Source organism: Ensifer sp. R-19 (genome assembly GCF_049905105.1).
GTDB lineage: Bacteria > Pseudomonadota > Alphaproteobacteria > Rhizobiales > Rhizobiaceae > Ensifer.
The window spans coordinates 3,015,370-3,042,312 of record NZ_CP184569.1 but is presented as its reverse complement, the minus strand read 5'-3'; the positions used below and the strand labels follow the sequence as shown (position 1 = coordinate 3,042,312).

Annotated in this window: 26 protein-coding genes; 13 read left to right on the top strand and 13 right to left on the bottom strand. The window is 62.9% G+C overall.

Annotated elements, in window-relative coordinates:
* Positions 1-129 precede the first annotated feature (129 nt).
* On the top strand, positions 130-303 hold the full coding sequence (locus ACN9MO_RS14860; RefSeq protein WP_082616141.1) for a YdcH family protein: 174 nt from the start codon (positions 130-132) through the stop codon (positions 301-303).
* Between the two features lie 162 nt (positions 304-465).
* Here the strand turns inward: ACN9MO_RS14860 and ACN9MO_RS14855 are convergent, their stop codons facing one another.
* Complete coding sequence (locus ACN9MO_RS14855; protein WP_057254652.1) at positions 466-726, bottom strand: ArsR/SmtB family transcription factor; 261 nt, start codon at positions 724-726, stop codon at positions 466-468.
* A gap of 101 nt (positions 727-827) precedes the next feature.
* Positions 828-1,607 carry a sulfite exporter TauE/SafE family protein gene (locus ACN9MO_RS14850; protein ID WP_057254653.1) on the bottom strand — a complete coding sequence of 260 codons (780 nt, stop codon included), beginning with the start codon at positions 1,605-1,607 and terminating at the stop codon, positions 828-830.
* Positions 1,608-1,714: 107 nt separating this feature from the next.
* On the opposite strand from ACN9MO_RS14850, the gene ACN9MO_RS14845 reads away from it, so the two are divergent.
* The 6 genes from ACN9MO_RS14845 to ACN9MO_RS14820 all read left to right on the top strand — a co-directional run bounded on the left by ACN9MO_RS14845 (position 1,715) and on the right by ACN9MO_RS14820 (position 8,796).
* The gene (locus ACN9MO_RS14845) at positions 1,715-2,362 is read left to right on the top strand and encodes a thiamine phosphate synthase (protein WP_057254654.1); all 648 of its coding nucleotides are present in this window, start codon (positions 1,715-1,717) and stop codon (positions 2,360-2,362) included.
* Between the two features lie 78 nt (positions 2,363-2,440).
* Complete coding sequence (locus tag ACN9MO_RS14840) at positions 2,441-3,520, top strand: tetratricopeptide repeat protein (RefSeq protein ID WP_245296007.1); 1,080 nt, start codon at positions 2,441-2,443, stop codon at positions 3,518-3,520.
* Between the two features lie 317 nt (positions 3,521-3,837).
* Positions 3,838-4,638 (top strand): inositol monophosphatase family protein, encoded by an 801-nt coding sequence (locus tag ACN9MO_RS14835; protein WP_057254656.1) that lies wholly within the window; start codon positions 3,838-3,840, stop codon positions 4,636-4,638.
* A gap of 253 nt (positions 4,639-4,891) precedes the next feature.
* The gene (locus ACN9MO_RS14830; RefSeq protein WP_057254657.1) at positions 4,892-5,992 is read left to right on the top strand and encodes a hypothetical protein; all 1,101 of its coding nucleotides are present in this window, start codon (positions 4,892-4,894) and stop codon (positions 5,990-5,992) included.
* A gap of 3 nt (positions 5,993-5,995) precedes the next feature.
* The gene (locus ACN9MO_RS14825) at positions 5,996-7,027 is read left to right on the top strand and encodes a peptidoglycan -binding protein (RefSeq protein ID WP_058321021.1); all 1,032 of its coding nucleotides are present in this window, start codon (positions 5,996-5,998) and stop codon (positions 7,025-7,027) included.
* A gap of 122 nt (positions 7,028-7,149) precedes the next feature.
* Positions 7,150-8,796 carry an FAD-binding dehydrogenase gene (locus ACN9MO_RS14820; protein ID WP_112996732.1) on the top strand — a complete coding sequence of 549 codons (1,647 nt, stop codon included), beginning with the start codon at positions 7,150-7,152 and terminating at the stop codon, positions 8,794-8,796.
* A 130-nt stretch (positions 8,797-8,926) separates the two neighbouring features.
* Here the strand turns inward: ACN9MO_RS14820 and ACN9MO_RS14815 are convergent, their stop codons facing one another.
* Positions 8,927-9,919 (bottom strand): Bug family tripartite tricarboxylate transporter substrate binding protein, encoded by a 993-nt coding sequence (locus ACN9MO_RS14815; RefSeq protein ID WP_093233897.1) that lies wholly within the window; start codon positions 9,917-9,919, stop codon positions 8,927-8,929.
* Positions 9,920-10,051: 132 nt separating this feature from the next.
* Positions 10,052-11,854 (bottom strand): ABC transporter transmembrane domain-containing protein, encoded by a 1,803-nt coding sequence (locus ACN9MO_RS14810; RefSeq protein WP_093233898.1) that lies wholly within the window; start codon positions 11,852-11,854, stop codon positions 10,052-10,054.
* Between the two features lie 207 nt (positions 11,855-12,061).
* Here ACN9MO_RS14810 and rpmE point away from each other — a divergent pair, with 207 nt between their 5' ends.
* Entirely contained in the window at positions 12,062-12,283 is a 222-nt protein-coding gene (gene rpmE / locus ACN9MO_RS14805) for a 50S ribosomal protein L31 (RefSeq protein WP_034806140.1), read from the top strand.
* 82 nt (positions 12,284-12,365) lie between these two features.
* On the opposite strand, the gene ACN9MO_RS14800 is transcribed toward rpmE, so the two are convergent.
* Complete coding sequence (locus ACN9MO_RS14800; RefSeq protein WP_112997184.1) at positions 12,366-13,874, bottom strand: winged helix-turn-helix domain-containing tetratricopeptide repeat protein; 1,509 nt, start codon at positions 13,872-13,874, stop codon at positions 12,366-12,368.
* A gap of 115 nt (positions 13,875-13,989) precedes the next feature.
* Between ACN9MO_RS14800 and ACN9MO_RS14795 the strand changes: the two genes are divergently transcribed.
* The gene (locus ACN9MO_RS14795) at positions 13,990-14,232 is read left to right on the top strand and encodes a DUF1127 domain-containing protein (RefSeq protein ID WP_425985426.1); all 243 of its coding nucleotides are present in this window, start codon (positions 13,990-13,992) and stop codon (positions 14,230-14,232) included.
* Between the two features lie 67 nt (positions 14,233-14,299).
* Positions 14,300-15,454 (top strand): MFS transporter, encoded by a 1,155-nt coding sequence (locus ACN9MO_RS14790; RefSeq protein WP_057254663.1) that lies wholly within the window; start codon positions 14,300-14,302, stop codon positions 15,452-15,454.
* A gap of 76 nt (positions 15,455-15,530) precedes the next feature.
* Here ACN9MO_RS14790 and ACN9MO_RS14785 read toward each other — a convergent pair whose 3' ends face one another.
* The 3 genes from ACN9MO_RS14785 to ACN9MO_RS14775 form a co-directional block, all read right to left on the bottom strand.
* Positions 15,531-16,049 carry a DUF1465 family protein gene (locus tag ACN9MO_RS14785; protein WP_043610604.1) on the bottom strand — a complete coding sequence of 173 codons (519 nt, stop codon included), beginning with the start codon at positions 16,047-16,049 and terminating at the stop codon, positions 15,531-15,533.
* A 355-nt stretch (positions 16,050-16,404) separates the two neighbouring features.
* The gene (locus tag ACN9MO_RS14780; RefSeq protein ID WP_057254664.1) at positions 16,405-16,593 is read right to left on the bottom strand and encodes a DUF1192 domain-containing protein; all 189 of its coding nucleotides are present in this window, start codon (positions 16,591-16,593) and stop codon (positions 16,405-16,407) included.
* A complete protein-coding gene (locus tag ACN9MO_RS14775; RefSeq protein WP_112997187.1) occupies positions 16,580-17,881 on the bottom strand; it encodes an MFS transporter in 1,302 nt (433 codons plus the stop codon). The genes ACN9MO_RS14780 and ACN9MO_RS14775 overlap by 14 nt, the downstream gene beginning before the upstream one ends.
* A 305-nt stretch (positions 17,882-18,186) precedes the next feature.
* Here ACN9MO_RS14775 and ACN9MO_RS14770 point away from each other — a divergent pair, with 305 nt between their 5' ends.
* A complete protein-coding gene (locus tag ACN9MO_RS14770; RefSeq protein ID WP_093233901.1) occupies positions 18,187-18,342 on the top strand; it encodes a hypothetical protein in 156 nt (51 codons plus the stop codon).
* A gap of 111 nt (positions 18,343-18,453) precedes the next feature.
* The gene (locus ACN9MO_RS14765) at positions 18,454-20,391 is read left to right on the top strand and encodes an adenylate/guanylate cyclase domain-containing protein (protein ID WP_113132259.1); all 1,938 of its coding nucleotides are present in this window, start codon (positions 18,454-18,456) and stop codon (positions 20,389-20,391) included.
* A gap of 26 nt (positions 20,392-20,417) precedes the next feature.
* On the opposite strand, the gene ACN9MO_RS14760 is transcribed toward ACN9MO_RS14765, so the two are convergent.
* Complete coding sequence (locus ACN9MO_RS14760) at positions 20,418-21,932, bottom strand: MFS transporter (RefSeq protein WP_112997182.1); 1,515 nt, start codon at positions 21,930-21,932, stop codon at positions 20,418-20,420.
* A 104-nt stretch (positions 21,933-22,036) separates the two neighbouring features.
* On the opposite strand from ACN9MO_RS14760, the gene ACN9MO_RS14755 reads away from it, so the two are divergent.
* A complete protein-coding gene (locus ACN9MO_RS14755) occupies positions 22,037-22,591 on the top strand; it encodes a TetR/AcrR family transcriptional regulator (RefSeq protein ID WP_093233904.1) in 555 nt (184 codons plus the stop codon).
* 119 nt (positions 22,592-22,710) lie between these two features.
* Here ACN9MO_RS14755 and ACN9MO_RS14750 read toward each other — a convergent pair whose 3' ends face one another.
* From ACN9MO_RS14750 to ACN9MO_RS14735, 4 genes are all read right to left on the bottom strand, one after another.
* Entirely contained in the window at positions 22,711-23,646 is a 936-nt protein-coding gene (locus ACN9MO_RS14750) for a PhzF family phenazine biosynthesis protein (protein ID WP_112997181.1), read from the bottom strand.
* 235 nt (positions 23,647-23,881) lie between these two features.
* Positions 23,882-24,907, bottom strand: a complete 1,026-nt coding sequence (locus ACN9MO_RS14745) for a class I fructose-bisphosphate aldolase (protein ID WP_110879119.1) — start codon at positions 24,905-24,907, stop codon at positions 23,882-23,884.
* A gap of 248 nt (positions 24,908-25,155) precedes the next feature.
* Positions 25,156-26,352 carry a phosphoglycerate kinase gene (locus ACN9MO_RS14740; protein WP_110879118.1) on the bottom strand — a complete coding sequence of 399 codons (1,197 nt, stop codon included), beginning with the start codon at positions 26,350-26,352 and terminating at the stop codon, positions 25,156-25,158.
* Positions 26,352-26,942 (bottom strand): putative glycolipid-binding domain-containing protein, encoded by a 591-nt coding sequence (locus ACN9MO_RS14735; protein WP_110879117.1) that lies wholly within the window; start codon positions 26,940-26,942, stop codon positions 26,352-26,354. Before ACN9MO_RS14735 ends, ACN9MO_RS14740 begins: the two co-directional genes overlap by 1 nt.
* Between the last annotated feature and the right edge of the window lies 1 nt (position 26,943).

Sequence of the window (26,943 nt, the reverse complement as noted above, 5' to 3'; positions counted from 1 at the left end):
GGGAAGTTATCCGACGTCATCATTTCGCCTTCGACAAATGAAAAATGGCATGGCACAGTAGTAAGGTTACAAACCATGGAACATCCGGCATTCGCATGCCGGATGCAAGCAAAAGGAAGGGACTGCCAAATGACTGTTGAGGCTCATCTTGCAACGCTTGAGAAAAAACATGGCGTCCTGGAGCAGGAGCTCCATGCGGCATTGAATCAGCCGTCGGTGGAAGACGAACTGATCAACGACATCAAGCGGAGGAAGCTGCGCATCAAGGACGAAATCGAAAGGCTTCGTTCCTCGACTCACTGATTATCAACGGTATTTCCCAGGACTATCGGGAGGCGCCATCTCCCCTCTGAGTAGGCGCAACAAGGTTTAGAACCAATCCCCCCACAGTGGAATATACGGAATTTTGGACCGGGCTTGACGCCCGGTCTGTTTCTTTCGGGCGCAGCGTTCGCGCCGCCGGGCTCAGGACCAGAACTGGTCGAGCCACAGATTGAGACGGTCGAAACCCGGCCGGTTGATCGCATAGATCCGCCGGGTGCCGCTCGCCGAAACCGAGACCAGATTGCAATCCAGCAAGGCCTTCAGGTGCTGCGATACGGCCGGGCGGCTGATCGGCAGGCCCTCCGCCAGTTCGTTCACGGTTCTCGGCGCGCGCCGCAGTTCCTCCAGCAGGTGGCGCCGGTTCGGGTCCGCAATGGCATCGAAAGGGTCCGCGATCGTCATGCGCGGACGTTAGGCGAAATTTTGCGAAGCAGCAAGAAATTTGTGCGATGCGAAATGCTAATTTTGCTTTGCAATATTTCCGTAATACTTGGGTCCGCGGCTCACCCGCCTGCGACCAGGCTGTTGATACCGTCCCAAAGCAGTTTCGAGCCCGCGATGAAGGCCATGGTATACATGAAGGGGTAGAAGATCTGCGGCTTCATGCGGCGAACGATCCAGGCGCCGCACATGGTTGCGACAATGGCGAGCGGAAATAGCGTCGCCGAGATTTTCAGGTTGCTCAGATCCAGTTGCCCGAGCGCGAAATAGGGGATGAGCTTCACCGCATTCAGGATCGCGAAGAAGCGCACGATGGTGCCGGTGTATTCGCGCGGGTCGAGCTGCAGCGGCAGCGCGTAGATCTGGAAAGGCGGGCCCCCGGCATGGGCGACGAAGCTGCCATAACCGGCAAAGGAACCCCAGAGTGCTGCGGGACCGGCCCGCTGCTTCTTCGGCGCGATGGTGATGCCAAGGCGCGTGCGCCAGACATTGTAGACGTATCGCAGCACGAAGAGCACGGTGATCAGGCCGATGATCAGGCGAAGGAGGTCCCGCGAGACGTAGGCCGAGGTCGCCCAGCCGATGAAGATGCCGGCAATGGCGCCGGGCAACAGCATGAAGAGGGTGGTGCGATCGCCGTGCTTGCGCCACATCCAAAGCGAGACGAGATCCATCGCGATCAGGATCGGGAGGAGGAGGGCGGCCGCCTGGACGGGTGACACCGCCATCGACAGGATCGGAACGCCCATCAGCGAAAGCGCTTCCCCCATGCCACCCTTGCTGAGGCCAACGAGCAGAACTGCCGGAATGGCGATAAGATAGAAGTCGAGATCAGGAAGCATGGGGGGCGGTTGATCCTTTTGCAGTCTCCGTCTATCGGTTTTCCCAAATGAAATCGAGCGCTGGTTTCGCCATCCTGGCGGATGCAGCCGGAAATGGATGTCTTGATATGACAACAGAACGTTGCCGCCTGGTGCTGATCGCGCCCGACATGCCCGATGCGGCGGAACGCGCAAACGTGCTCGCCGATGCCCTGAAGGGCGGCGACGTCGCCTCGGTGATCGTGCCGCAATACGCACTTGATGACTCCGAGTTCCAGAAGCACGCCGAGCGTCTGGTGCCGGTGATCCAGGAGGCCGGCGCCGCCGCGCTCATCGAGGGTGACTCCCGCGTGGCCGGACGTGCCAAGGCCGACGGCCTGCACGTTGCCGGCAATGCGGAAGTGCTGGGTGAGGCGGTCGAGAAGCACACGCCGAAGCTGATCGTCGGCGGGGGCAATGCGGCCGACCGTCACCACGCGCTGGAAATCGGCGAAGTGCGCCCGGACTACGTGTTCTTCGGCAAGACGGATGGCGACATCAAGCCGGAGGCGCATCCGAAGAACCTGGCGCTGGCCGAATGGTGGGCGTCGATGATCGAGATTCCCTGCATCGTCATGGGCGGCACGGACCCGCAATCGGCACTTGCGGTGGCGGAGACCGGTGCTGAGTTCGTGGCGCTTCGTCTTGCCGTCTTCGGCGAACCCGGCCAGGCGCCTTCCGTCGTTGCTGCGGTCAACGCACTTCTTGACGAAAAAGCGCCACGGTTTGAAGATTAAGACGTTTCGATGTTGAGCCGTCTGCCTTCCAGATTGAGTCGAGGTTTTTCCCTTGTTGCCATGGCCGTCGCCCTGGCTATGCCTGCGCATGCGCAGGAGCAGAAGAGTGGCGAGGACGCCGGCGTCGAAAAGCGCGGCCGCATCACGCCCTTCAACGGGGCGGCGATGCCGGAGGGCGCGACGCCGACCGACCAGAAAGACGACAAGTCCGCTGTCGGACCCAATAAGAAGCCGGCCGACGGCTCTGTCCCATCGTCCGGCGTCACTGTTTTCGATCGCATGGGTGCCGAATTGCCGGCACTGCCAGCGGAAAAGCCCTTTACCGGCAAGGTCGACGATGCCTATGGCGCGTTCCAGCGCGGCTACTACCTGACCGCGATGGATCTGGCGCTGCCGCGCGCGCAGCTTGGCGACCCGGCGGCGCAGACCCTGATCGCCGAGATCCTGCAGCAGGGACTGGGCGTCGTGCGCAATCCCCAGCAGGCTGCCTTCTGGTACGGTCAGGCCGCGGAAAAAGGCGATCCGGCCGCGATGTTCAAATACGCGCTGATCCTGATGGAGGGCCGTTACGTCAAGCGCGACCGGAAGAAATCCGAAGAGCTGATGAAGAAGGCGGCCGATCTCGGCAATGGCTCGGCGCAATTCAACTACGGCCAGACGCTCGTCGCCGACAATCCCGGACCCAAGGGTTTGAAACTGGCGATGCCCTATTACGAAAAGTCGGCCGAACAGGGCATCGCGGATGCGCAATATGCGCTGTCGCAGATCCTGGTCAATGTCGATGGCATCGAGGAAAGCAAGCGGACGCGGGCGCGCGAATGGCTGATCCGCGCGGCGCGGGCGGGGTACGACACCGCTCAACTCGACATCGCGATCTGGATGATCGAGGGCATTGCCGGCGAGCGTAATCTCGAAGAGGGTTTCGGCTGGATGCGGCGGGCGGCCGAGGGCGGCAACGTGGTTGCACAGAACCGGCTTTCGCATCTCTACGTCAACGCCATCGGCACCCGGCCCAATCCGGTCGAGGCGGCGAAATGGTATGTGCTTTCGCGTCGCGCCGGTCTGAAAGACGACGCGCTCGAAGACTTCTATCTCGGTCTCAACGAAGAGCAGCAGAAGCAGGCACTCAGTGCCGCCAACAAATATCGCCGGAGCTGAACGGCGCCGCTCGCGGTCGAATCTTTGGCGGTCGTTCGGCGGAAATGCTATTTCGCTTGAACTTGCGGGCCATTTGTGGTTCTGAGGCCGCGGTTTTGCTCGTGGTGCCGCGACAGTTGGCGGCGACGGCGAGCGGAGTGAGAATTCACTCGGTTTTTTGACGACGGAGCTCAATCTGCGGCTTGCCCTGCGTCCTTGGATCGGTTCCGATCAAGGGAATTTGCAAGTAGGGCCGGCAATGCGGCCGCGTTCCGTCAAGCAGGTTCAACGTCCGATCGATTGTTTTCGATCGGCCTTCGTTATCAAGGGATCGCCAGATGGCCCGTTCAGCACTTCTCAATGTCATGGTTCAGGCCGCCTTCAAGGCCGGCAAGTCGTTGGCCCGCGATTTCGGCGAAGTCCAGAACCTGCAGGTCTCGCTCAAGGGACCGGGCGACTATGTTTCGCAGGCCGACCGCAAGGCCGAAAAGCTCATCCGCGAGGAACTCCTCAAGGCCCGTCCGACCTACGGCTTCCTTGGCGAGGAAGGTGAAGAGATCGTCGGCACCGACGGCGCGCATCGCTGGATTGTCGACCCGCTCGATGGCACCACCAATTTCCTGCACGGTATCCCGCACTTCGCCGTTTCGATCGCACTCGAGCGCCAGGGCGAGATCGTCGGCGCCGTCATCTTCAACCCGGCGACCGATGAACTCTACACCGCCGAGCGTGGCGGTGGCGCCTTCCTCAACGACCGTCGCCTGCGTGTCGCCTCGCGCAAGCATCTTTCCGATGCCGTGATCGCCACCGGCACGCCGCATCTCGGCCGCGGCAACCACGGCAAGTACCTGATCGAACTGCGCCACGTGATGGGCGAAGTGGCCGGTATCCGCCGCATGGGTGCCGCCTCGCTTGACCTCGCCTATGTGGCCGCCGGCCGCTACGACGGTTACTGGGAACGCGACCTCGCCGCCTGGGACATCGCGGCTGGCGTGCTTCTCATCCGGGAAGCCGGCGGCTGGGCGCACGATATCAACGGCGGCGCCAAGCCGGTCGACGACGGTTCGGTCGTCTGCGGCAACGAATATATCGTCAAGGCGCTGAACGACGTCGTGCACCGCCCGGTGCCGACGAAGTAATCAGCGACCCTATTCCTATGCTCGGCCTCCGGCGCTCACCCGCCGGAGGCTTTGTTTTTCCGCTTGATCCGGAATGGGGCAACACGACAGTGCCACATGCCTGTGCCTATCTACGCGCGTCGCGGCCGTCGCCCCACTTTGGGAACGGCTGAATTTCGTCCTTGAATCGATTTCGGTTTCGGGAATTATGCAGTAGTCTCCGGGCCGGCGCCGCGCCGTTCCGACAAGTAAAAACCGGGAGATACTTACACCCATGACGAAACTGCATCTGTCCGGATGGAACGGTCGGGAAGGCATGGAAGAAGGCTATAATCCGCACAAGCTTTCGAGCCCCATGCACTATTTCTGGACCATGGTGGTCTTCCTGATCATCGTCGGTTTCGTGGGCGCAATCCTCTTTCGGCAGGCACACAACGCCTTTCTGGCCAACCCCGGCCTCAACGGCTTGATCCTTGGGGTGCTGCTGATCGGCATCCTGCTCGTATTCACCCATGTGCTGGGCTTGCGTCCCGAAGTGCGCTGGTTCAACTCCTTTCGCGCCGCCGGCAGTGCCGACAAGGTGGGCCGCGATCCGGTGCTGCTGGCGCCGATGCGGGCACTGATCGGTGCCCGTCAGACGGCGATCTCGACGACGGCGCTGCGCTCCATTCTGGATTCGATTGCGACCCGCCTCGATGAATCCCGCGACATCTCGCGCTATCTGACCGGCCTTCTCGTGTTTCTCGGTCTGCTCGGCACCTTCTGGGGTCTTTTGGGCACCATCGGCTCGATCAACACGGTCATCCAATCGCTGGATGCCGGTTCGGGAACCACCGAAGACATTCTGGCGGCCTTGAAGAGCGGCCTGTCGGCGCCGCTGACCGGCATGGGTACGGCGTTCTCGACATCGCTGTTCGGTCTTTCCGGTTCGCTGATCCTCGGCTTCCTCGATCTGCAGGCCGGCCGCGCCCAGAACCGTTTCTATACCGAGCTTGAAAACTGGCTTTCTTCCGTGACCGATGTCGGCTCCGAGCTGACTTCTGCGCTCGATGCGCCGTCGGGTGCGCCGGTCGAGGAGTTGAAAAAACTTACGGATCAGCTGGTCCGCCTCAACCAGGAGGGCGGTTCGAGCCAGCGCACGACCGCCGCCATGGCAAGCCTTGCCGAGGGTATCCAGGGCCTGGTGAAAAATATGCGCGGCGAGCAGCAGATGCTCCGGGACTGGATCGAAGCCCAGCAGGAAGAGGCCAAGGCGATGCGCAGGACGCTCGACAAATTGTCGTCGCGCATCGGAGGCGAGCGGATCGCCGTGACAAGCGAGAGGTCGTCATTGCCGGCCAAGCTCGGACAGTTGGACGAGACCGGAGGAGAGTAATCCATGGCGCTCGCCCGCAAAGGCCGCACGCAGCGCACGATCGATTATTGGCCGGGCTTCGTCGACGCGCTGTCGACGCTCCTGCTTTCGATCATGTTCCTGCTCACCGTCTTCGTTCTCGGGCAGTTTCTGCTGAGCCGCGAAATCAGCGGCAAGGACGAAGTGCTGACCCGGCTGAACAGCCAGATCAACGAGCTCACGCAGCTCCTGGCGCTCGAAAAGAGCGGCAAGCAGGATCTCGAGGATTCGCTCGCCAATCTCCAGGCTTCCCTGTCCCAGTCGGAAGGCGAGCGCTCGCGGCTGCAGGCGCTGCTCGATCAGGGCGCCGGCAGTACCGATGTCGCCAACCAGAAGATCGGGCGCCTCGGCTCGGAGCTTGAGAACGAGCGTGAGATCAGCGCCCGGGCGATGAGCCAGATCGAGCTCCTGAACCAGCAGATCGCCGCGCTGCGCAACCAGATCGCCGCCATCGAGGTCGCGCTTCAGGCATCGGAGGCGAAGGACCAGGCGTCGCAGACGAAGATCGCCGACCTCGGCCGCCGCCTGAACGTGGCGCTTGCCCAGCGCGTGCAGGAGCTCAACCGCTACCGCTCCGATTTCTTCGGACGCTTGAGGGAAATCCTCTCCGACCGCGAAAACATCCGCATCGTCGGCGACCGCTTCGTGTTCCAGTCGGAAGTGCTGTTCCCATCCGGCGGCAGCGAACTCAATCCCGAGGGGCAGGCGGAGATGGGCAAGCTCGCCTCGGCGCTGCTTGATCTCGCCAAGGAGATTCCGGCGGAGATCAACTGGGTGCTGCGCGTCGACGGCCATACCGATAATGTCCAGCTTTCCGGAACAGGCCGCTATGCGGACAACTGGGAACTTTCCTCGGCGCGTGCCACCTCGGTGGTCAAATTTCTGATCTCGAAGGGGGTGCCTGCCGATCGCCTGGTCGCGGCCGGCTTCGGTGAGTATCAGCCGATTGCGCCGGGCGAGACCCCGGAGGCCCGGGCCCAGAACCGCCGCATCGAACTCAAGCTGACCGAAAAATAGGCCGCGGCCGCGAAACATACCGCGGCCAACGCCCGACCCTTGAATTGACCTTGACGTACGCGTAACAGTTGCTGCAGCCATTCGTATGGCGGCGCTGTATGGGGTGCAGGGGAGGGCATTTCGTGGATTGCGATGTATTGGTCATCGGTGCGGGCCTTGCCGGCCTGGTTGCCGCCTCGGAAGCGGCCGCCCTTGGCCGCAAGGTCATCGTTCTCGATCAGGAAGGCGAACAAAACCTTGGCGGTCAGGCTTTCTGGTCGCTGGGCGGTCTGTTCTTCGTCGATAGCCCCGAGCAGCGGCGCATGGGCATTCGTGACACGCGTGAGCTTGCCTGGCAGGACTGGCTGGGGTCTTCGCAGTTCGACCGTCCGGAGGACCACTGGCCGCGGCTTTGGGCGGAAGCCTATCTCGACTTTGCCGCAGGCGAAAAGCGCCGCTGGCTGCATTCCCTCGGCATGCGCTGGTTTCCGGTCGTCGCCTGGGCCGAGCGCGGCGGCGGCCTTGCCCATGGCCACGGCAATTCGGTGCCGCGCTTCCATGTCACCTGGGGCACGGGGCCAGCGGTACTCGATCCGTTCGTGCGGCTGACGCGGGAGGCGGAAAGCCGCGGTCTGGTGCGCTTCCGATTCCGCCATCGGGTCGATGAGCTCATCATCACGGATGGAACGGTGACGGGCGCCCGCGGTGCCTTGCTGAAGGAGGATCCGGTCGGGCGGGGCGAGCGCAGTTCACGCGACGTCTCCGGCGATTTCGAGATATCGGCGGGTGCGATCGTCGTCACCTCGGGCGGTATCGGCGGCAACCATGATCTCGTTCGCCGCAATTGGCCGCGCAAGCGCCTTGGCCAACCGCCGGCAACCATGGTCTCGGGCGTGCCGCATCACGTCGACGGACGCATGCTGGAGATCAGCAGCCGGGCGCGCGGCTCGGTCATCAACTCAGACCGCATGTGGCACTACACCGAGGGGCTCAGGAACTTCGACCCGATCTGGCCGGATCATGGCATCCGCATCCTGCCCGGCCCATCATCCTTCTGGTGCGACGCCGACGGCAACCGTTTTTCCGCGCCAGCGATGCCGGGCTTCGATACGCTCGGCACATTGCAGGCGATCCGCGACAGTGGTCACGACTACAGCTGGTTCATCCTGACGCGGGCGATCATCAAGAAGGAGTTTGCGCTTTCCGGTTCGGAACAGAACCCGGATCTGACCGGCAAGAGCATCTCTCTGCTCCTGAAGCGGCTCGGCAAGAATCCGCCAGCACCGGTCCAGGCCTTCATGGACAAGGGTGAGGATTTCATCGTCCGGGACCGGCTCGAGGACCTTGTGCCGGCGATGAATGCACTGACGGGCGAGAACCGGCTGTCGCTCGACCATCTACGCCGACAGATCGAGGCGCGCGATCGCGAGATCACCAACCCGTTCTCCAAGGATGCGCAGGTCACCGCGATCCGCGGCGCCCGCGCCTATCGCGGCGATCGGCTGCTGCGTACTGCCAAGCCGCACCGGCTGCTCGATCCGAAAGCCGGGCCGCTGATTGCCGTTCGCCTGCATATCCTGACCCGCAAGACGCTGGGCGGCCTGCAGACCAACCTCTCGGGCCAGGTGCTCGAACAATCGGGTGAGCCGGTGCCGGGCCTCTATGCCGCCGGCGAAGTCGCCGGTTTCGGCGGCGGCGGCATGCATGGCTACAATGCGCTCGAAGGCACCTTCCTCGGCGGTTGCATCTTTTCCGGCCGCGTGGCGGGGCGGGGTGCTGCTGGGGTGTGATCGCTTCCCGCCGCTCGCTTTTGGGCTGCCCCTCACCCTAGCCCTCTCCCCGCACGCGGGGAGAGGGGACGGCCGAGCGTGCAGCTAAACTTGGCAAATGCTTCGAATGTCTGGACAAGTCGGCTGACGATCAATCCATCTGCACGTTGGCGTCGCGGACGACCGGCGTCCACTTCGCCAGTTCTGCCGTCACATGCGCACTGAGCTCTTCCGGCGTCGAGCCGACGATCTTGGCGCTGAATTCCTTCATGCGTTCGATGACGGCGGGATCCTTCAGGGCCTTGTTTGCTGCCTCGTTGAGGCGGGCGACCACAGGCTGCGGCGTGTTCGCCGGGGCGAAGAGCGCGTTCCAGGTATAGGTCTCATAGCCTGGGATGCCGGATTCAGCGACCGTCGGAACATCGGGGAAGGAGGGCGCGCGTTCCGCCGTGGTGACGGCAAGTGCCCTCAGCGTGCCTGCCTTGATGTGCCCGGAGGACGAGGGCAGGTTGTCGAACATGATCGGCACCTGGTTGCCGATGACGTCGTTCAGCGCCGGACCGGCGCCCTTGTAGGGGATATGCTGCATGCTGACGCCGGCCATTTTCTTGAAAAGCTCGCCGGAGAGGTGCAGCGGCGTGCCGTTGCCGGAGGAGGCATAGCTGTATTCGTCGGGCTTGGCCTTCAAGAGCGCCAGCAGTTCCTCGACGTTCTTGGCTGGAAGCTCCGGATTGACGACGAGCACGTTGGGCACGATGACCAGCAGCGAGATCGGAGCGAAGTCCTTCTCCGGATCATAGGGCTTGGTCTTGAGGATCAGTGGGTTGAGCGCGTGGGTGGCGACGGTTCCCATCAGGATCGTGTAGCCGTCCGCATCGGCGCGCGCGACATTGGCCGCGCCGAGATTGCCGCCGGCGCCGGCGACGTTCTGGACGATCACCTGCTCGCCGAGGTCTTCAGACATTTTCTGCGCGACGATGCGGGCGACCACGTCGGTCGACCCGCCGGCGGCGAAGGGAACGACCAGTGTTATCGGTCGGTCTGGGAAGCCCTGGGCGAGGGCCGGGGTGCTAAAGGGCAGCGCCGATAGCGCCATCAGGCCCAGCATCAGCGTTGCGCGCCGGGTCAGTTGCGAAAATGCCATGCGAATTTCCTCCCGATCATGTCTGCGAACCGCAGAGAACGGCCTTTGGCAGGCCGGCCCCATAACAATAGGGCTCGCTTCTCAGCCGGCAACTGCCAGGTGTGAAATCGGGAGGGTCGTCGTCGCAACGCCTCAGTTTTTCGTGGCGACGAACAGGGCCTCGGCGCCGTGGTCGAACTGCAGCCGCGCAAGCTTGGCGTAGAGGCCACCCTGGCGGATGAGGGAGACGTGCGTTCCCTCCTCGACGATCCGGCCATGATCCATAACCAGGATGCGGTCCGCCTTCAGAACCGTTGCGAGCCGGTGGGCGATGATGATCGTCGTGCGCTCGCGCAACAGGCCATCGAGGGCTTTCTGCACCAGCGTCTCGCTTTCGGCATCGAGCGCCGAGGTGGCCTCGTCGAGGAGCAGGATCGGTGCGTTCCTCAGGATCGCGCGGGCAATGGCGATGCGTTGCCGCTGGCCGCCGGATAGCGTGATGCCGCGTTCGCCGACGAGCGTGTCGTAGCCGTTGTCGAGGCGGTTGATGAACTCGTCTGCCTGGGCGGCGACGGCCGCAGCGCGCACCGCCTCACGGGTCGCGCCAGGCACGCCGAAGGCGATGTTGTCATGAACCGAGGAGGCGAAGATGGTGACATCCTGCGGCACGATCGCCAGCCGGTCGCGCAGTTCCTTCGGATCGACCGTGCGGACATCGAGCCCGTCGACGGTTACAGCACCCTTGGCGGGATCGTAGAAGCGGAGGAGCAGGGAGAAGACCGTGCTCTTGCCGGCGCCGGAAGGGCCGACGATGGCGACAGTCTCGCCTGGCTTGATCGCAAAGCTGAGGCCGTTCAGGCTCTTGTAGTCGGGTCGCGCCGGATAGGCGAAATAAACGTCGTCGAAGGCGATGGCGCCGGCGGCCGGTGCGGGCATGGCGACGGGGTTTGCCGGCGCCTGGATCTCTGGGATCTCCGTCAGCAGTTCGTTGAGCCGTTCGGCGGCACCGGCGGCCTGAGAGAGCTCGCCCCAGACTTCGGAGAGCGAGCCGAGGCTGCCTGCGGCAAAGACCGAGTAGAGCAGGAACTGGCTGAGGGTGCCGGCGGAAAGATTGCCCGACAGCACATCATGCGCGCCGAACCACAACACCGCAACGACGCTGCCGAAAACCATGGTGATGGCGAAGGCAGTGAGCACCGAGCGCGCCTTGATGGCGGCGCGCGCAGCGCCATAGGCATCTTCTACAGCGGATCCGAAATGGTTGTTGGCGAGTGCCTCGCCATTGAAGGCCTGCACGGTGCGGGATGCGGCGATTGCCTCGCCGGCATAGGCGGACGCCTTGGCGAGTGTGTCCTGAGCCTCGCGCGATCGGCGGCGGACGGAGCGGCCGAAGCCGACAAGCGGGAAGACGATGATCGGGATCGCGATCAGCACCAGGCTCGAGAGCTTAGGGCTGGTATAGACCATCATGCCGATGGCGCCGAGACACAGGATCAGGTTGCGCAGCGCCACCGAGGCGGTGGCGCCGACCGCCGACTTGACCTGGGTCGTATCGGCCGTCAGCCGCGAGACGATCTCGCCGGACTGGTTGACGTCGAAGAAGGAGGCGGAAAGCCGGGTGACACGATCGAAGACGTTGCGCCTGAGGTCGGCGACGATGCGCTCGCCGAGTGTGATGACGAAGTAGTAGCGCGCCGCACTTGCCAGAGCGAGCACGATGGCGAGCATCATCAACATCGAGAAGTAGGTGTTGATGAAACCGGAATCGGGACTGGAGAAGCCGTTGTCGACCATGCGCCTGACGGCGAGCGGCAGCGCCAGCGTCGTGACTGCGGCGAGGATCAGCGAAATGCCTGCGCCGACGACCAGATGGCGGTAGCGGGCGAGATAAGGTAGGAGCGTGGCCAGCGGGCGGATGGATTTACGCGCTGGCGCCTGGATTTCTCGTTCGGACACTTGACCCCTTTCGCCAACCACGGAGGAAAGGCTTTGCCCATGAGTCTTCCGCGCGGCACTTGTTATCCCGCAGACCTTGATGTATAGGCACGGCATCGAATTGGGAAGCCGTGGCCCTTCAGCCGGTCCGCGGCTTCATTTACGTGTTCGGTCTCGAAGTCGCAATGCCTTGCGACAATTGGACCCTGGAACTCTAGGAAGATCGTTATGAAGGCAGACATCCATCCCGATTACCACGTCATCAAGGTAGTCATGACTGACGGCACCGAATACGAAACCCGCTCGACCTGGGGTTCTGAAGGCGCCACCATGAACCTGGAAATCGACCCCAAGTCGCATCCGGCCTGGACGGGCGGCAACCAGCAGCTCATGGACCGCGGCGGTCGCGTCTCCAAGTTCAAGAAGCGCTTCGAAGGCCTCGGCCTCTAATCGAACGCCTCTCGGCATTCTTAAAGCCCGGCCATCGCGCCGGGCTTTTTGTTGGCCGATCAAGAGGCCGCCGGTTCGCCCGTCACTCGGGAAGGCCGGCCTTGCGAAAGCCGTCGACGAAATGCGCAAGCATGGCGTCGTCACGGAACGGCTCGGTCGCCGCCCAGTGGCGGATCGTGAAGCCCGGGTTGGCGACGAGAAACAGGTCCGCTTCCGTATGCGCCTCGTCGAGGCGGCACAGCTGGGCGAGGCTTGCCGCCAGGAACCGGCGTGAGCTCGTGCGATAGGTCTCGTCCCTGCGCAGCGTCTCGACAGCGGCCTCGTAATCGCCGGCCGCATATTGCGCCTGGCCGAGCGTCAGATAGTACCAGCTTGCCGGAAACGGGTTCAGCCGGAACGCCTTGCGGATATGCGCGAGGCTCTCTTCGACCCGCCCGGCGAGAACGTCGATGTCGGACAACGCCGCCCAGGTGTCGGCCTCGTTCGGGTCGAGTTCGATCGCCTTGGCGAATTCCGCCTCCGCCTCGGTAAAGCTGCGCTCATATGCGAGCAGGTAGGCCAGGATCCAGCGGCTGCCGGCATCGTTTGGGTCGATCGTGACGGCTTTGCGCGCGAGCTCCAGGGCAAGGCTGCGGGCGGCCTCCGTCGGTCCGCCGGAGTGCACCCGTCCCATCCATTGGTTCATCGCCAGCCAGCGGTAGGCTTCGGCATAATCGGGGTCGAGCGAAACCGCACGCGTCAGCATCAGGTGCGCTTCCTGGGCGGCCTGCGGCGTATCATCCATCAACCTGCGGGCGCGCACGCAGAGATCGTAGGCCTCGATGTTGCCGGGCCGGTTGCGTGGCAGCGGCGGCGGGCGCAATTGTCCGAGCAACGCTTCCACGATCTTGGCCGTAACCTCGTCCTGAACGGCGAAGATGTCTTCCAGGCTGCGATCGAAGCGCTCCGCCCAGAGATGGTCGGCGCTCAGTGCGTCGACCAGTTGGGCATTGATACGCACGCGTCCCGCTGCGCGCCTGGCGCTGCCTTCCAGCAGGTAACGCACGCCAAGGTCTTCCGCGATCGCGCGCACATCCACCGCCTTGCCCTTGTAGACGAAGGACGAGTTCCGCGCGATGACGAACAGGCCGGGGATCCTCGAAAGGTCGGTGATCAGGTCCTCGGTCAGCCCATCCGTGAAGGGCTCCTGCTCGGGATCGTTGCTGACGTTGACGAAGGGCAGAACGGCGACCGACGGCTTGTCCGGCAGGGGGAGGCGCCGCTTTGCCGCACCGAGCGTCCTCGAACTTCCCGTGAAGCGATAGCCGACGCGCGGGATCGTCGAGATCCACTCGCCACCATCGGCGGCGGGGCCAAGCAGCTTTCTGAGCTGCGCGATCTGGACGGTCAGATTGCCTTCCTCGACAGCCGTTTCCGGCCAGGCCGCATCCATCAGTTCGGCTTTGCCCAGGATTTCGCCGGGCCGCCCGACGAGCGCCGCAAGCAGCCTCAGTCCACGGTAGCCGATCGCGACAGGATCATCGTCCCGGAGGAGCGTTCCCGCACCCGGATCAAGTACGAAGGGACCAAAGGCGAAGCGCGTTTCCTGCATGGGCGCATCTATAGTTCGTTTGGACGTTTTTGAGAACTTTTTGGACGCGCTTAATTACGCTCCGGTTCGTGTCCTGCAGAATTCGTCGGTCTTTCGGGCCGATATGGAGGTTGCCATGAACCACATTCCCATTCCTGCATCCCGACACCAGGCGGCACGCGTGCACGAAGAAAAGCCGCTGCGTTTGCGCGCCGGCCTAGCAACGCTCAGAGGCGTTATCGCGACCTGGGACAGGAGGGCGCGCTTTCGCCGGGATCTCGAGCAGCTCTCAAGTAGCGACCCGCATTTGATCGACGATATCGGCCTCGCAAGGCGACAGGTCGAGATCGAAATCGCCAAACATCTCTGGCAGGCATGAGGCGCGTGTCGAAATGATATCGGACCAAGAGTCTCTGCGTGCGACGCAGCGTCGTCAATTACGCGACATGACCTTACCGCGCGAACAGCCAATCCTGTGGGCGGCGATAGCCGGCACCATCGCAACGGTCACGGTGTTTGCGGTCGCCCAGGGGCTGACCTATCCGCTGCTCAGCTTCATTCTGGAGCGGCAGGGAACGACACCGGGACTGATCGGCCTGTCGGCGGCGATGACGCCGCTGGGTTTCATCGTTTCCGCTCCCCTCATTCCGGCGCTGGTTCGGCGCTTCGGCGCGGCGTGGCTTGCTATTCTTTGCTCGTTGTTTGCCGCGCTAACGCTGATCGCGATCGCCTGGACCCAGGAGCTCTGGGCCTGGATGCCGCTGCGTTTCCTGCTCGGCTTCTTTGCCAATCCGCTTTCCGTGATCAGCGAAACCTGGCTGATCACGATCACGCCTCCGTCGCGCCGGGGCCGCATCATGGGGCTCTATTCTTCGATTGTTTCGGGCGGCTTCGCCATCGGTCCGCTGTCGCTCGGCCTCGTCGGCACGGAGGGCTGGTCGCCCTTCCTCATCGGCATCGTGGCTTTCCTTCTCTGCGGCATGATCTTGCTCGCAGTCGTGCCGCGCCTGCCTGATATGCCGCAGGATGGCGAGGCAACTTCCGTCGGCGGCTTCCTGGCGCTGGCACCTCTTCTTCTGTTTGCGGTTTTCACCGCTGCCGCTTTCGAGCAGATCCTGCTTTCGATGCTTGCCACCTATGGTGCCACGCTCGGAAGCACCGTGGAGCGTATCGCCTCTCTCATTACCTGTTTCATCGCCGGCAATGCGCTGCTTCAGATATTTCTCGGGCGCATGGCCGAGCAGATGGGCTCGATGCGGGCGATGTTGTTCTGTGTGCTGGTCTCGCTGGTCGGGTGCCTGCTGCTGCCATGGGCCTTCAATTCCTGGCTCGTCTGGCCGCTCGTCTTCCTCTGGGGCGGGGTCTCGTTCGGCATCTACACGATGTCGTTGATCCAGCTCGGCGAACGTTTCACCGGCCAGGCCCTGATCGCCGGCAATGCGGCTTTCGCGGTTGCGTGGGGTCTCGGCGGCATCGTGGGGTCGCCCGCGACAGGACTAGCCATGCAGTGGCTTGGCCATCGGGGACTGCCGCTGGCTCTTGGTTTCCTTAGTTGCGTGCTGGTGCTGCTTCTGCTGGCGAAGATGCGGCGCGCGCGATAGTGACACCAGCGACGCGAGAAACAAAAAACCCGGCGATGGCCGGGTTCTGTTTTCCGCACGCTGAAGCGAAGAGCTATCAGTTGGTGCCGAAGGCCGTCTGCAGCAGCTTGATCTGCGCCTTGACGCCGTTCTGGTTGTCCGGAACGATGGCGGCGGCTTCGTGCGGGCGGTAGATTTCGCGGTCGAGCAGGGCGACGCGGTTCTGCAGGCGCAGCGAGCGCTCGATGAGGTCGCGGAAGGATTCCGGCAGTTCGGCCCAGCCGGGAGCGGACTTGTCGACGTTGAAGCTGTCGAGGCGCACCTTGCTCTTTTCCGACATCACCTGGTCACGGCTCATCTCACCGTTGTTGACGGCGCGCTGCAGGAGCAGCCACGAGGCCATCTGCATCAGGCGGGTGGTAAGCCGCATGGACTCGGCTGCATAGAGCACCGACGCCATGCGCGGCAGAACCTTCGAGGCGGCGCGGCCGGGACCATCGAGGTATGTCGCCGTTTCCTCGACCAGACCCATGCCTTCCGAATAGAGCGTCTTGAATTGTGCCGAGGACGCTGCGTGTCCTGCGAAACTGACCGTATTCAATCCTCTCTCGGACATGACCTGTTTTCCCTGGTTCAAACGCATCACGACAGTCAGGTAGTGGACAGTTATAGGAAATAAATCCTTGCCCGTCTCTATGCTCGAAGAATGATCCGATAGCGCATTTCGCGCAAGGGTATTCTTAAGAAAGGGTTAATCTCCACAGTTCTTTAGCGAAAGCTATGCCAAAACAAAAAAAGAGCCGCGAAAAGCGGCTCTCAAGGTAAAACAGGGAGAAAAATCAGACCCATTCGCCAGTCGGAGAAATTGTCTGAAACCGGAAAGCTCCGGATACCCCGACAATCGCAGATAATGCTTAATTTGCCGTTAAACGCGCCTCGTTTTGCTGCGCTGCGGCCGCTCCCGCAAGGTCTCAGCGAAACAGGCCTTCGGCGGCTGAGCGGCTCGCGGATTTGCGCGTCCGCTCGGCTTCGAGCCGGGCGATTTCCTCCGTCAACAGGGCGATACGCTGGGTGAGTTCATCGACTGAAAGCAGTGAAAGATCGCTGCCGATTTCGTGCACCAGCTTCTTTTGTGGTCGGTCGTCGTCAAACAGGCTCATCCGTCTGATCCTCCCATTTCTGGTTGTTGTCCGGTTCGCTATGCGCTTCCTCGAACGGGGCAGCGCGCGGCGAAAGCTGCAGGCTTTCCGGTGTCGTCGGCGCGCCGGCATTGACCGGCGAGAAGGCGTCGCGGTCGGCGACCGGCACGGGCGCGCGCATCCGGCTGCGGATGATGGCATAGGCTGTGATCAAAATGTGGGCGCAGGCGGTAATCATGAACAAACCGTACGGACCGGTTGCCGTCATGACCGGACCGCCGATCGTCGGGCCGATGATCGTGCCGATGCCATAGAGCAGCAGCAGGCCACCGGAGACCTTCACGAAGTCTTCGGCGGTTGCAAAGTCGTTGGCGTGGGAAACGGCGATCGGATAGAGCGCGTTGGCGGCGGCGCCATAGATTGCGATCAGCATCAGCACGATCCAGACCTGACTCGGCTCGATCAGGAAGATGAGCAGGCCGGCGACGGCGCCGACGCCGGCAAGGGTAGCCAGGACATAGCGACGGTCGATGCGGTCGGAGAGGCGGCCTGCCGGAAGCTGCATCACCGCGCCCGCGAAGATCGCCACGCTCATCATTGCCGCAACCGTGCTGTCGGAAAGGCCGGCCTGTCGCCCGAAGACGGCGCCAAGCGTGCCGAAGGCGCCATTGGCGATGCCGACGAGCAGGATGCCGAGGAACGAAACCGGCGAGTTCCGGTAGAGGCCGCGCAGGTCGAGGCTGACCTTCTTCAGCGGTTGCGGCGAGGCGGCCTTGGACATCAAGGTCGGCAGCATGGCGACACAATAGAGGATGCCGCAGATCATGAAGAAGATGCTGGTCGAGGTGTCGCCAAAGGGGATCATCATCTGGCCGCCGACGACGCCGAAAAGCGTGATGGCGATATAGAGCGAGAAGATGACGCCGCGGCTCTCATTGGTGGCGCGCTCGTTCAGCCAGCTTTCGATGATCATCGACGTGCCGGCGGTGGCAAAGCCGGTGAGCGCGCGCAGGATCAGCCACCAGGTCGGATCGATCATGATGCCGGTCAACAGCGCGACGATGGCGATGAGAGAAGCAAAGACGCTGAAGGCGCGCACATGGCCGATGCGCTTGACGACATTCGGGGCGAAGAAGCACCCGAGGACGAAGCCGGCCGCCCAGGACGTACCGATCAGACCGAGGATGGTGGTCGGGTATCCCTCAGCAGTACCGCGAACGGGAAGAAGCAGTCCCTGAAGACCATTGCCCAGAAAGAGAAACAAGGTGCCGAGCAGGAGGGCAGCGACCGGGAGCAGGTTCTTTCTCATCATCCATCCGAAATTCGTTCTGCCGTCAGCAAGTTAGGGCGGTGCCTGGTGAATTGCCAGCCGGTTTCTCTCTACAGCGCTTTGATTACAGTGCCTTGATTTGCCGCCTGTTTCCTTCGACCGGAGACGATTGAAGGAAACAAGCGATTGCCGGTCATTGCAAATCGTCCGCGAAAACACTAGCCCTTTTTGCCAAGCGCAGCGTATCGCTAGCCTTTGGGGGAAGCGGTGCTCCGTGCGACGAAGAGTGCCGGCGTTGCGAACGCTTTGCCGGTTGAGGCAGCCTCCCGGAAGACGAGGGCAATATGCAGAAGGCGCTCGCCCTAATCCTGCTCCTGGCAATGGTGATCCAGCTTCTGTGGCCGCTCGGCATCCCTGGTCTGCGCCGCCGCCGCGACTTCTGGAAGATCGCGGTCTTCGCCATCGTCATGATGATGGTGACCGTGCTGATCCGGCCTTAACCAGGCCATCTTGCCTCTAAGTACCCGTTTCTTTGGAAACTCCGGAGCCGATTGCGCGATGCTATTGGGTTGTACCTATATTCGCTACAACTACAAAAGGGCGCAGGACAGATGGGGAATAACGCGCTAGATTACCTCTTTCACTCCGGAAGTGAATTCGAGGGTTTCTTGGAACGCCGTCTCGCTGCCATTCTCGCCGCCGATGTCGTGGGATACAGCCGCCTGATCGGCGCTGACGAGACCGGCACACTGGCCGCGATGAAGCGACACAAGAATGAACTCGTCGATCCCAAGATCCACCGCCACAAGGGCCGCATCGTCAAGCTGACCGGCGACGGCATTCTTGTCGAGTTTGCGAGCGTCGTGAATGCGGTCGCCTGCGCCGTCGATATTCAGCGCGGCATGCTGATCCGCAATGAAAGTGTGCCGCAGCTAAAGCGCATCGAACTCCGCATCGGCGTGCATCTCGGCGATATCATCGTCGAGGACGGAGATATCTTCGGCGATGGCGTCAATGTCGCCGCCCGTCTCGAAGGGCTGGCGGAGCCATCCGGCGTTGCCGTTTCCGCCACGGTGCGCGATCACGTCGGCACCCGCCTTGATATCGGCTTCATCGACAAGGGTGAGCACACGCTGAAGAACATTGCCGCGTGCGTGCATGTCTATTCGGTGGCGCTCGGTGCGCCGACGAAAGTTGCGGCGGCGCCAAGCGGGGTCGGCCCCATCGTGCTTGATGACGGCTACGGGCTCTCGGTCGGCGTGCTTCCGTTCACCAACATGAGCCATGATCCCGAGCAGGAATACTTCTCCGACGGCATCACCGAAGACATCATCACGGATCTCTCGAAGATCTCGAAGCTGCATGTCGTCGCCCGCAACACGGTATTCACCTACAAGGGGCGGTCGGTGAAGGTGAAGCAGGTGGCCCAGGAACTGGGCGTCCGCTACATCCTCGAGGGCAGCGTGCGCAAGGCGGGTTCGCGGGTGCGCATCACCGGCCAGCTCATTGATGCCTTGACCGGTACACATCTCTGGGCCGACCGCTACGACCGCGACCTGACCGATATCTTCGCCATTCAGGACGAGATCACCCACGCCATCGTCGATCAGCTCAAGATCAAGCTTTTGCCGGCGGAGAGACAAGCGATCGAGAGCGACCCGACCACGAGCGTCGAAGCTTATACCTACTACCTGCGCGGCCGGCAGTTTTCGCATGCCTGGACCCGGTCCTATCTGCTCTTGGCCCGGCGCATGTTCCTGAAGGCGGTGGAACTCGACCCAAACTTTGCCCGCGCCTATGCCGGCATCGCCGATTGCGAGTCGGCGCTGCGCGACTGGCACGAGGACGAGTTCCCGCTGCAAAGCATTCTTTCCACAACCGCGAAAGCGCTGGAGATCGATCCGAACCTTGCGGAGGCTCATGCCTCACGCGGCCTGGTGCTGCACCAGGACGGCCAGGACGATGAGGCGGTCGCCGAATTCGAGCGGGCGTTGACGCTCGATGCCGGCCTCTATGAGGCGAATTTCCATTACGCCCGTTTCCTGTTTATGCAGGGTGCCTTCGAAACGGCGATCCAGTTCTTCAAGCGCGCTGCTGACATTCGGCCGGACGACTATCTTTCGCCGATCCATCTCATGAGCGCCTATAAATCGCTCGGCCGTGACGTCGAACGTGCGCAATGGGCAAGGATCGGGATATCTCGGGCGGAGCGGGCGCTGGAGCTCAATCCGGAAAACTCCGGCCCCGCGCATCGCGGCGCGTTGGCCCTCGCTCATATGGGCGAAGCCCAGCGCGCCCGGGAATGGGCGGCGCGCGCGCTGGCAATCGATCCCGACGACGTCGTCGCGCGATACAATACAGCCTGCGTCTATTCCATCCTCGGCGATACCGACGCGGCGCTCGACCTGCTCGAAACCTTGCTGCCACAGAGTTCGTGCTACCAGCTGCTCTGGTTCAAGCAGGATTCCGACCTTGACGCGGTTCGCCACCATGTCCGCTTCCAGGCGATGGTCGAGGCGATCGCGAAATGCGAGGCGGGGTTGCGCTAACCGCCGGAGGGTGCCGGCGGTTGCTTTCAGTGGTGACTTGCCTGACGGGATTGCGCCGGCGCAGTGTTGCGGCCACCCGTCAACCACCAGATGGCCGCGCCGGTGACAAAGAGCATGGCCGTCGCCACGATCACGACTGCGGTAAAGGCCTGCTCGAACGCGAGCCTAGCGCGGGTTACCAGTTCGCCAGCCACATCCGCCGGCAGTTTCTCGGCAAGAAACAAGGCTTCGTCGAGGCTGTCGCGGGCCATCGGCGAAATGGCTGCACCCTCCGGGAGCACGAGGAAGGCGGTGTAGACGAGCGACATGACGGTGCCGAGAACGGCAATGCCGATTGCGCCGCCGAGCTCGAAGGAGACCTCTTCGATCGATGCCGCCATGCCTGCCCGCTCCGGCGGAGCGTTGAACATGATGGCGCTGGAGGCGGCGGTCATCGAGGCGCCGATGCCGAGGCCGAGGACGACGAGGGTGACGATCTGGGTCAGCGCGCCGGCCTCATGGGCCAGCAGGTATCCGCCGAGACCGAGGGCCGCGAGAATGAGGCCGGAGCGCAGCACCACTTCCGCGCCGAGACGCGGCAGCAGGGTGCCGGTCAGCGGACCGGCGACGAACGCCGCGAGTGGGATTGGCAGAATGAAGAGGCCGGCCCGAAGCGGCGAAAGACCATCCACGAGCTGCAACTGCTGGCTCAGGACCAGCTCGATGCCGACGATCGAGGCGGATGCGACCAGCGCGGCAGCGACGCCGGAGGAAAACGCCGCATTGCGGAAGAGGCTGAAATCGATCAACGGATGCGGGCTCCGGCGCTGGCGGCGCACGAAAAGAATGAGCGCGATGGCGCCGATCACGACGGCGGCGAGGCCAGCTTCCAGCGATGGTTCGCGCTTGCTCGTTTCCTTGACGGCATAGGCGAGACCGACGAGACCGACCATGATCTGGAACGATCCGAGTGCATCCCACGGATGTTTCGGATTGCCTGATGTGTTCGGCAGCACGACGAGGCCGAGCAGGAGGGCAATGGCGACGATCGGCACGTTGATGAGGAAGACCGAGCCCCACCAGAAATATTCGAGCAGGAAGCCGCCAAGCACCGGTCCGATGGCGGCACCACCGGAGGCGATCGCGGCCCAGACTCCGATCGCCAGCGCCCGCTCGCGCTCGTCGGTGAAGGTGAGGCGGATGATCGACAGCGTGGCCGGCATCATCAGCGCGGCGCCGACTGCAAGCAGCACACGCCCGCCGATCAGGATCACAGGGGTGGGCGCGTAGGCGGCAATCAGCGACGCGACGCCGAAGACCGCGAGACCGACGATGAAGGGCGTCTTGTGCCCGAGCCGATCGCCGAGCGTGCCGAGGCCAGGCAGAAGGCCGGCGACGACGAGGGCGTAGGCGTTGACGATCCAGAGCTTCTCGGATGCGCTCGCGCCGAGGTCATGGGTCAGGCGGGGAAGGGCAGTATAGAGCACCGTCATATCGACGACGATCAAAAGGAGTGCGCTCGATACGATGGCCAGAATGAGCCAGCGATTTTGCGGATGCATAGTACACCTCAATTGGCCACCCACAGGGAATTGGGGGCTAGGTCTTGTTAACGTCGGGGTCATTATTTAAATACGTACGTATGGATTTGAAATAGGAAGTCAAGATGGGACGACGTCGAACAATCGATCGTAACAAGGTTCTGGATGCGGCGGAGGCGATCGTGAACGCCGTCGGCGCTGCCGGCCTGACGATCGATGCCGTCGCCAAGGCGGCCGGCATCACCAAGGGCGGCGTGCAATATTGCTTTGGCAACAAGGACGGTCTGATCGACGCGATGATGGAGCGTTGGTTCAACGAGTTCGACACCGCGGTTGCGGCCGAGGGCGGCGACGATCCTGATCCGGTCAAGGCGATGCGCGCCCATGCGTCGGTGACTGCGCGAATGAACACGGCCGACAATGCCCGCACATCCGGCATGATGGCAGCCCTTTTGCAGCGGGAAGAGCACATGGCCAAGAACCGCGCCTGGTACCGCGCGCGTCTCGATGGCATCGACCTGTCGACGGAGGCGGGGCGCCGGGCACGGCTTGCCTTCCTCGCCACCGAGGGCGTCTTCCTGCTGCGCGGTTTCGGCTTCGTCGAGATGGACGACGCCGAATGGCAGGACATGTTCGCCGATATTCTGAAGCTGTTGCCGGAGCCCGGCGACGCCGCCTAGAGCAGTTCCAGGAAAAGTTGAAACGGTTTTCCGTCCGGAATTGCGCAATTTCAAACAGTTGGAGCAATTCGCTGTTTCAATGAAACAGTGAAATGCTCTAACGGTCGCCGAGGAAAGTGCTAGAGGTCGATCAGACCGCGCATCGCACTGATGCAATTGCCGGAAAGGCTGACTTGGCGAACGATGCCGCCTTGTTTGCGGACAGAAGCGCCGATGAGGCTCCGCCGGCCCATCTCCACGCCCTGCTCGATCGCGATCTCGACATCGATATTCTGATCCGGCAGCAGCGAGACGAGATAGGCCGAAAGGGCCGCCGAGGCGCTGCCGGTGGCGGGATCTTCGTTGACATTGTCAAGCGGCGCGAACATGCGCGCCCGGATCTGCCAGGGCGTTTGCAGCGATCGTGCATAGAGGAACAGGCTGAAGCTGTCTTCCTCGGGCTTGTAGCGCGCATTCGCTGCATGGAAGGCCGTCACATTCGGCCGTGCCGTCGAAAGTGTCGCGATATCACTGATTTCCGCGACCGCGAAGGGCAGGCCGACGGAAAGCCGGATTGGCCCATGGGTGCGCGTGATGATGGCTTCCGATGTGAGCGATGCGCAGGCAGCGATCGTCCCGACGTCGATTTCCGGGCCGGCCGTCAAGCCGCGCGGCACGACGATACTGGCGCCTGTGACTTCGCCTTTCTCCCGCGACACAGTCGCCTCGACGAGGCCCGCTTTTTCCTCGAAGCGCAGGATATTGCCGGGTACACGGCCGAAGATTTCCTTCTGTCGGCCGAGCACGAAGGCGGTGCCGACGTTCGGGTGACCTGCAAAGGGGATCTCCATCGTTGGCGTGAAGATCCGGACCTCGGCGGTGTTGGCGGGGTCGCGCGGCGGCAGCACGAAGGTGACCTCCGAATAGCCGAACTCGGTCGCGATCGCCTGCATCTGCTGGTCGCTCAGGCCCCGGGCATCCGGGATGACCGCGAGCTGGTTGCCGGCGAAACGCTCAGTGGTAAAGACGTCGACAGTGACGTAGGCGATGGATTGTGGCGAGGCGGCTGAGGTCATGACACCGGCTTTCACTGGAGTTGGCTGCGAGGCCAAGACTTAAGCCAGCGTTCGCACGCGTCAAAGGCGCCAACTTGTTCCGGTGACAAGTTCCATCCGGCACGGGCAGCCGGGTTCTGGCTGGCCCCGCTGTCCAGGCGCTCCGCGATGTTGACGACGCATTCCTGCTGCGGATGTAGCCGAAACAAAGAGGGGCCGACTTGCAGCCCCTCGGTTCTCATCTCTCGACCATGCCTTATGCGACCTTCTCGAGATCCTTCTTCCATGTGCCCTTGGCCGCAAGGCTGCACATCTCAGCGCGATGCGAGAAGGCACGCTGGCCGGCACCGATGTTGTCGGCCTTGCCGTGCCAGGCGTTGAGCGCCTCCTGCTGCAGCGCGCGGCCATAGGAGAAGGTGAGCTTCCACGGCAGGTCGTGGGTGGCGTTCATCGCCGAAAGATGGGCCGTCGCCTCTTCGGTCGACTGACCGCCGGAAAGGAAAGCGATGCCAGGCACGGCCGAAGGCACCGTCCGTTTCAGCACCCTTATCGTGCGCTCGGCCACCTCGGCGACGGAAGCCTTGCGGGCCTTCTTGCCGTCGATGACCATGCTCGGTTTCAGGATCATGCCTTCGAGCCTGACGCGCATGGCGGCCAGTTCCTCGAAAGTGGTGCGCAGCGCCCACTCCGTCACTTCCTCCGCGCGGTCGATCGAATGGTCGCCTGGCGCTCCATCCATCAGCACCTCCGGCTCGACGATCGGCACGATGCCGGCTTCCTGGCAAAGGGCGGCATAGCGGGCGAGCGCATGGGCGTTGGCACGAACGGCGCCTGCGCTCGGCAGCGTGTCGGAGACAGAGATCACGCCGCGCCACTTTGCAAAGCGCGCACCCGCCTCGTAATATTTCGCCAGCCGCTGCGCGAGGCCATCGAGGCCTTCGGTGATCGTCTCTGCCGGGAAATTGGTCATCGGCTTGGCGCCGGCGTCGACCTTGATGCCGGGGATCGCGCCGGCGGCACGGATGATTTCGACCAGCGGCGTGCCGTCGACGGCATGCTGAAACAGGGTTTCCTCATAGAGGATGACACCGGAGATGTACTTGCGCATCGCCTTGTCGGCGCGCAGCAGCATTTCGCGGTAATCGCGCCTGGAGGTCTCGGTGGATTCGAGGCCGATCGTATCGAAACGCTTCTTGATCGTGGCCGTAGACTCGTCGGCGGCGAGCAGCCCCCGGCCGTTGGCGACCATGGCAATTGCGATGTCTTCCAGTCTTTCGCTCATGTTTTTCTCCCTAGACAGCGCTGATCACCAGGGACCAGGCAGGTACTGAAACAAACAGTTTCGGACCGACGGCGCACAGGGCAGCCGCCACGCTCCAAACGAGGGCGCGAGTAACAGGCGAAATTGTCCAGGAAAATGGCGAGAAAAGCGACTAAAACGATTTAAAATTTTTTAATCGATTGAACAATCAAGATTTTTTCTTGGTTGACCGGCGCGCGGCGGTTGTGTCCGCGCGCCGATTGGATGCGTTACTTCTGCTTGAGGATGTCGACGCCCGGGAGCGGCTTACCTTCCATCCACTCGAGGAATGCGCCGCCGGCGGTCGAGACATAGCTGAAATCGTCGGCGACTTCGGCATGGTTCAGTGCTGCGACGGTATCACCACCGCCGGCAACCGAGACCAGCGATCCCTGGCGGGTGCGGGCGGCCGCGTGCTTGGCAACGGCAACCGTCGCCCTGTCAAAGGGGGCGATCTCGAAGGCGCCGAGCGGACCGTTCCAGACGAGCGTTTCGGCCTTGGAGATCCAGTCGTTGACGGCGGCGATCGACTTCGGACCGACGTCGAGAACCATGGCATCGGCGGGAATGGCGTTGATATCGACCACTTCGTTGTCGGCGCCGGCCTTGAACTCGCGGGCGATGACGCCGTCGTCCGGCAGAACGATGGCGCAGCCGGCCTTGTCGGCGGCAGCAATGATCGCCTTGGCGGTGTCGGCGAGGTCATGCTCGCAGAGCGACTTGCCGACATTGATGCCCTTGGCGGCGATGAAGGTGTTGGCCATGCCGCCGCCGATGACGAGCGCGTCGACCTTGGTCACGAGGTTCTGGAGGAGGTCGATCTTGGTCGAGACCTTGGCGCCGCCGACGATCGCGACGACCGGCCGTTTCGGCTGGCCGAGGCCCTGTTCGAGTGCTTCGAGTTCGGCCTGCATGGTGCGGCCGGCATAGGCGGGCAGGTGATGGGCAAGGCCCTCGGTCGAGGCATGGGCGCGGTGGGCGGCGGAGAAGGCATCGTTGACGTAGATGTCGCCGTTGGCGGCAAGCGCTTCGACGAAGGCCGGCTCGTTCTTTTCCTCGCCCTTGTGGAAGCGGGTGTTTTCAAGCAGCAGCACATCGCCGTCGCTCATTTCGGCAATGGCGTTCTTCGCCTTGTCGCCGATGCAGTCGGCGGCGAAGTGGACGCGCTGGTCGAGCACGTCCTCGACCGCCGGCGCAATCGTCTTCAGCGACATGTCGGCGACCGGTTCACCCTTCGGGCGACCGAAATGGGCGAGCAGGATGACCTTGGCGCCCTTTTCGGCCAGTTCGCGGATGGTCGGCGCCACACGCTCGATGCGGGTCGCGTCCGTCACCACGCCGTCCTTGACCGGCACGTTGAGATCGACGCGCACCAGCACGCGCTTGCCGGCGATGTCGGTCAGATCGTCGAGGGTCTTGAAAGTCATCAGATAGTCTCCGGTGATAGTCTTTGGAAAAGGGTGGGATAGTCGATGACGAGGCCGTCCTCGTCCACGGGCAGCTCCGCAGCAAAGCTGCGATCCTCGGCCTCGTAGCGATAGAGCCTGAAATCATCGAGGCAGGTGTAGTGCTGGCCGTCCACAACGGGCTCGAACGTGTCGAACGGCACGTAGAGCATCTTGAGCTTTACAGTGCCGGACTGGCGATCGAGGCCGAGCCGGCGGATCGGCAGCGTGTTGGTGAAGGGTGTACCGGCGAGGTCGATATCGATGCAACCATCGAACTCGGGGAGGGGAGCGCCTCGCGCCGTCATCCATTGGCCCGGGACGTCCGAGCGCAGATGAAGGCTCCGGCCGTCCGTCGTGTCGACCATGAGCTTGCGAACGTGCCAGGTGTCGTCGCAATCGATCCGGTAGCGCACGCCATAGGGCGTGCCGCCGCGGTTGCCGATGAGAACGCCGACGGCGCGGATGACCGCGCCGTCGGTTGTTTCGGTTTGCGTCAGCGTCAGGTGTTCGAGCCCTTCCCCTTCCAGCGGACGCCAGCGGACCGTCTTTGGAGAAAGGGCGCGAAACATC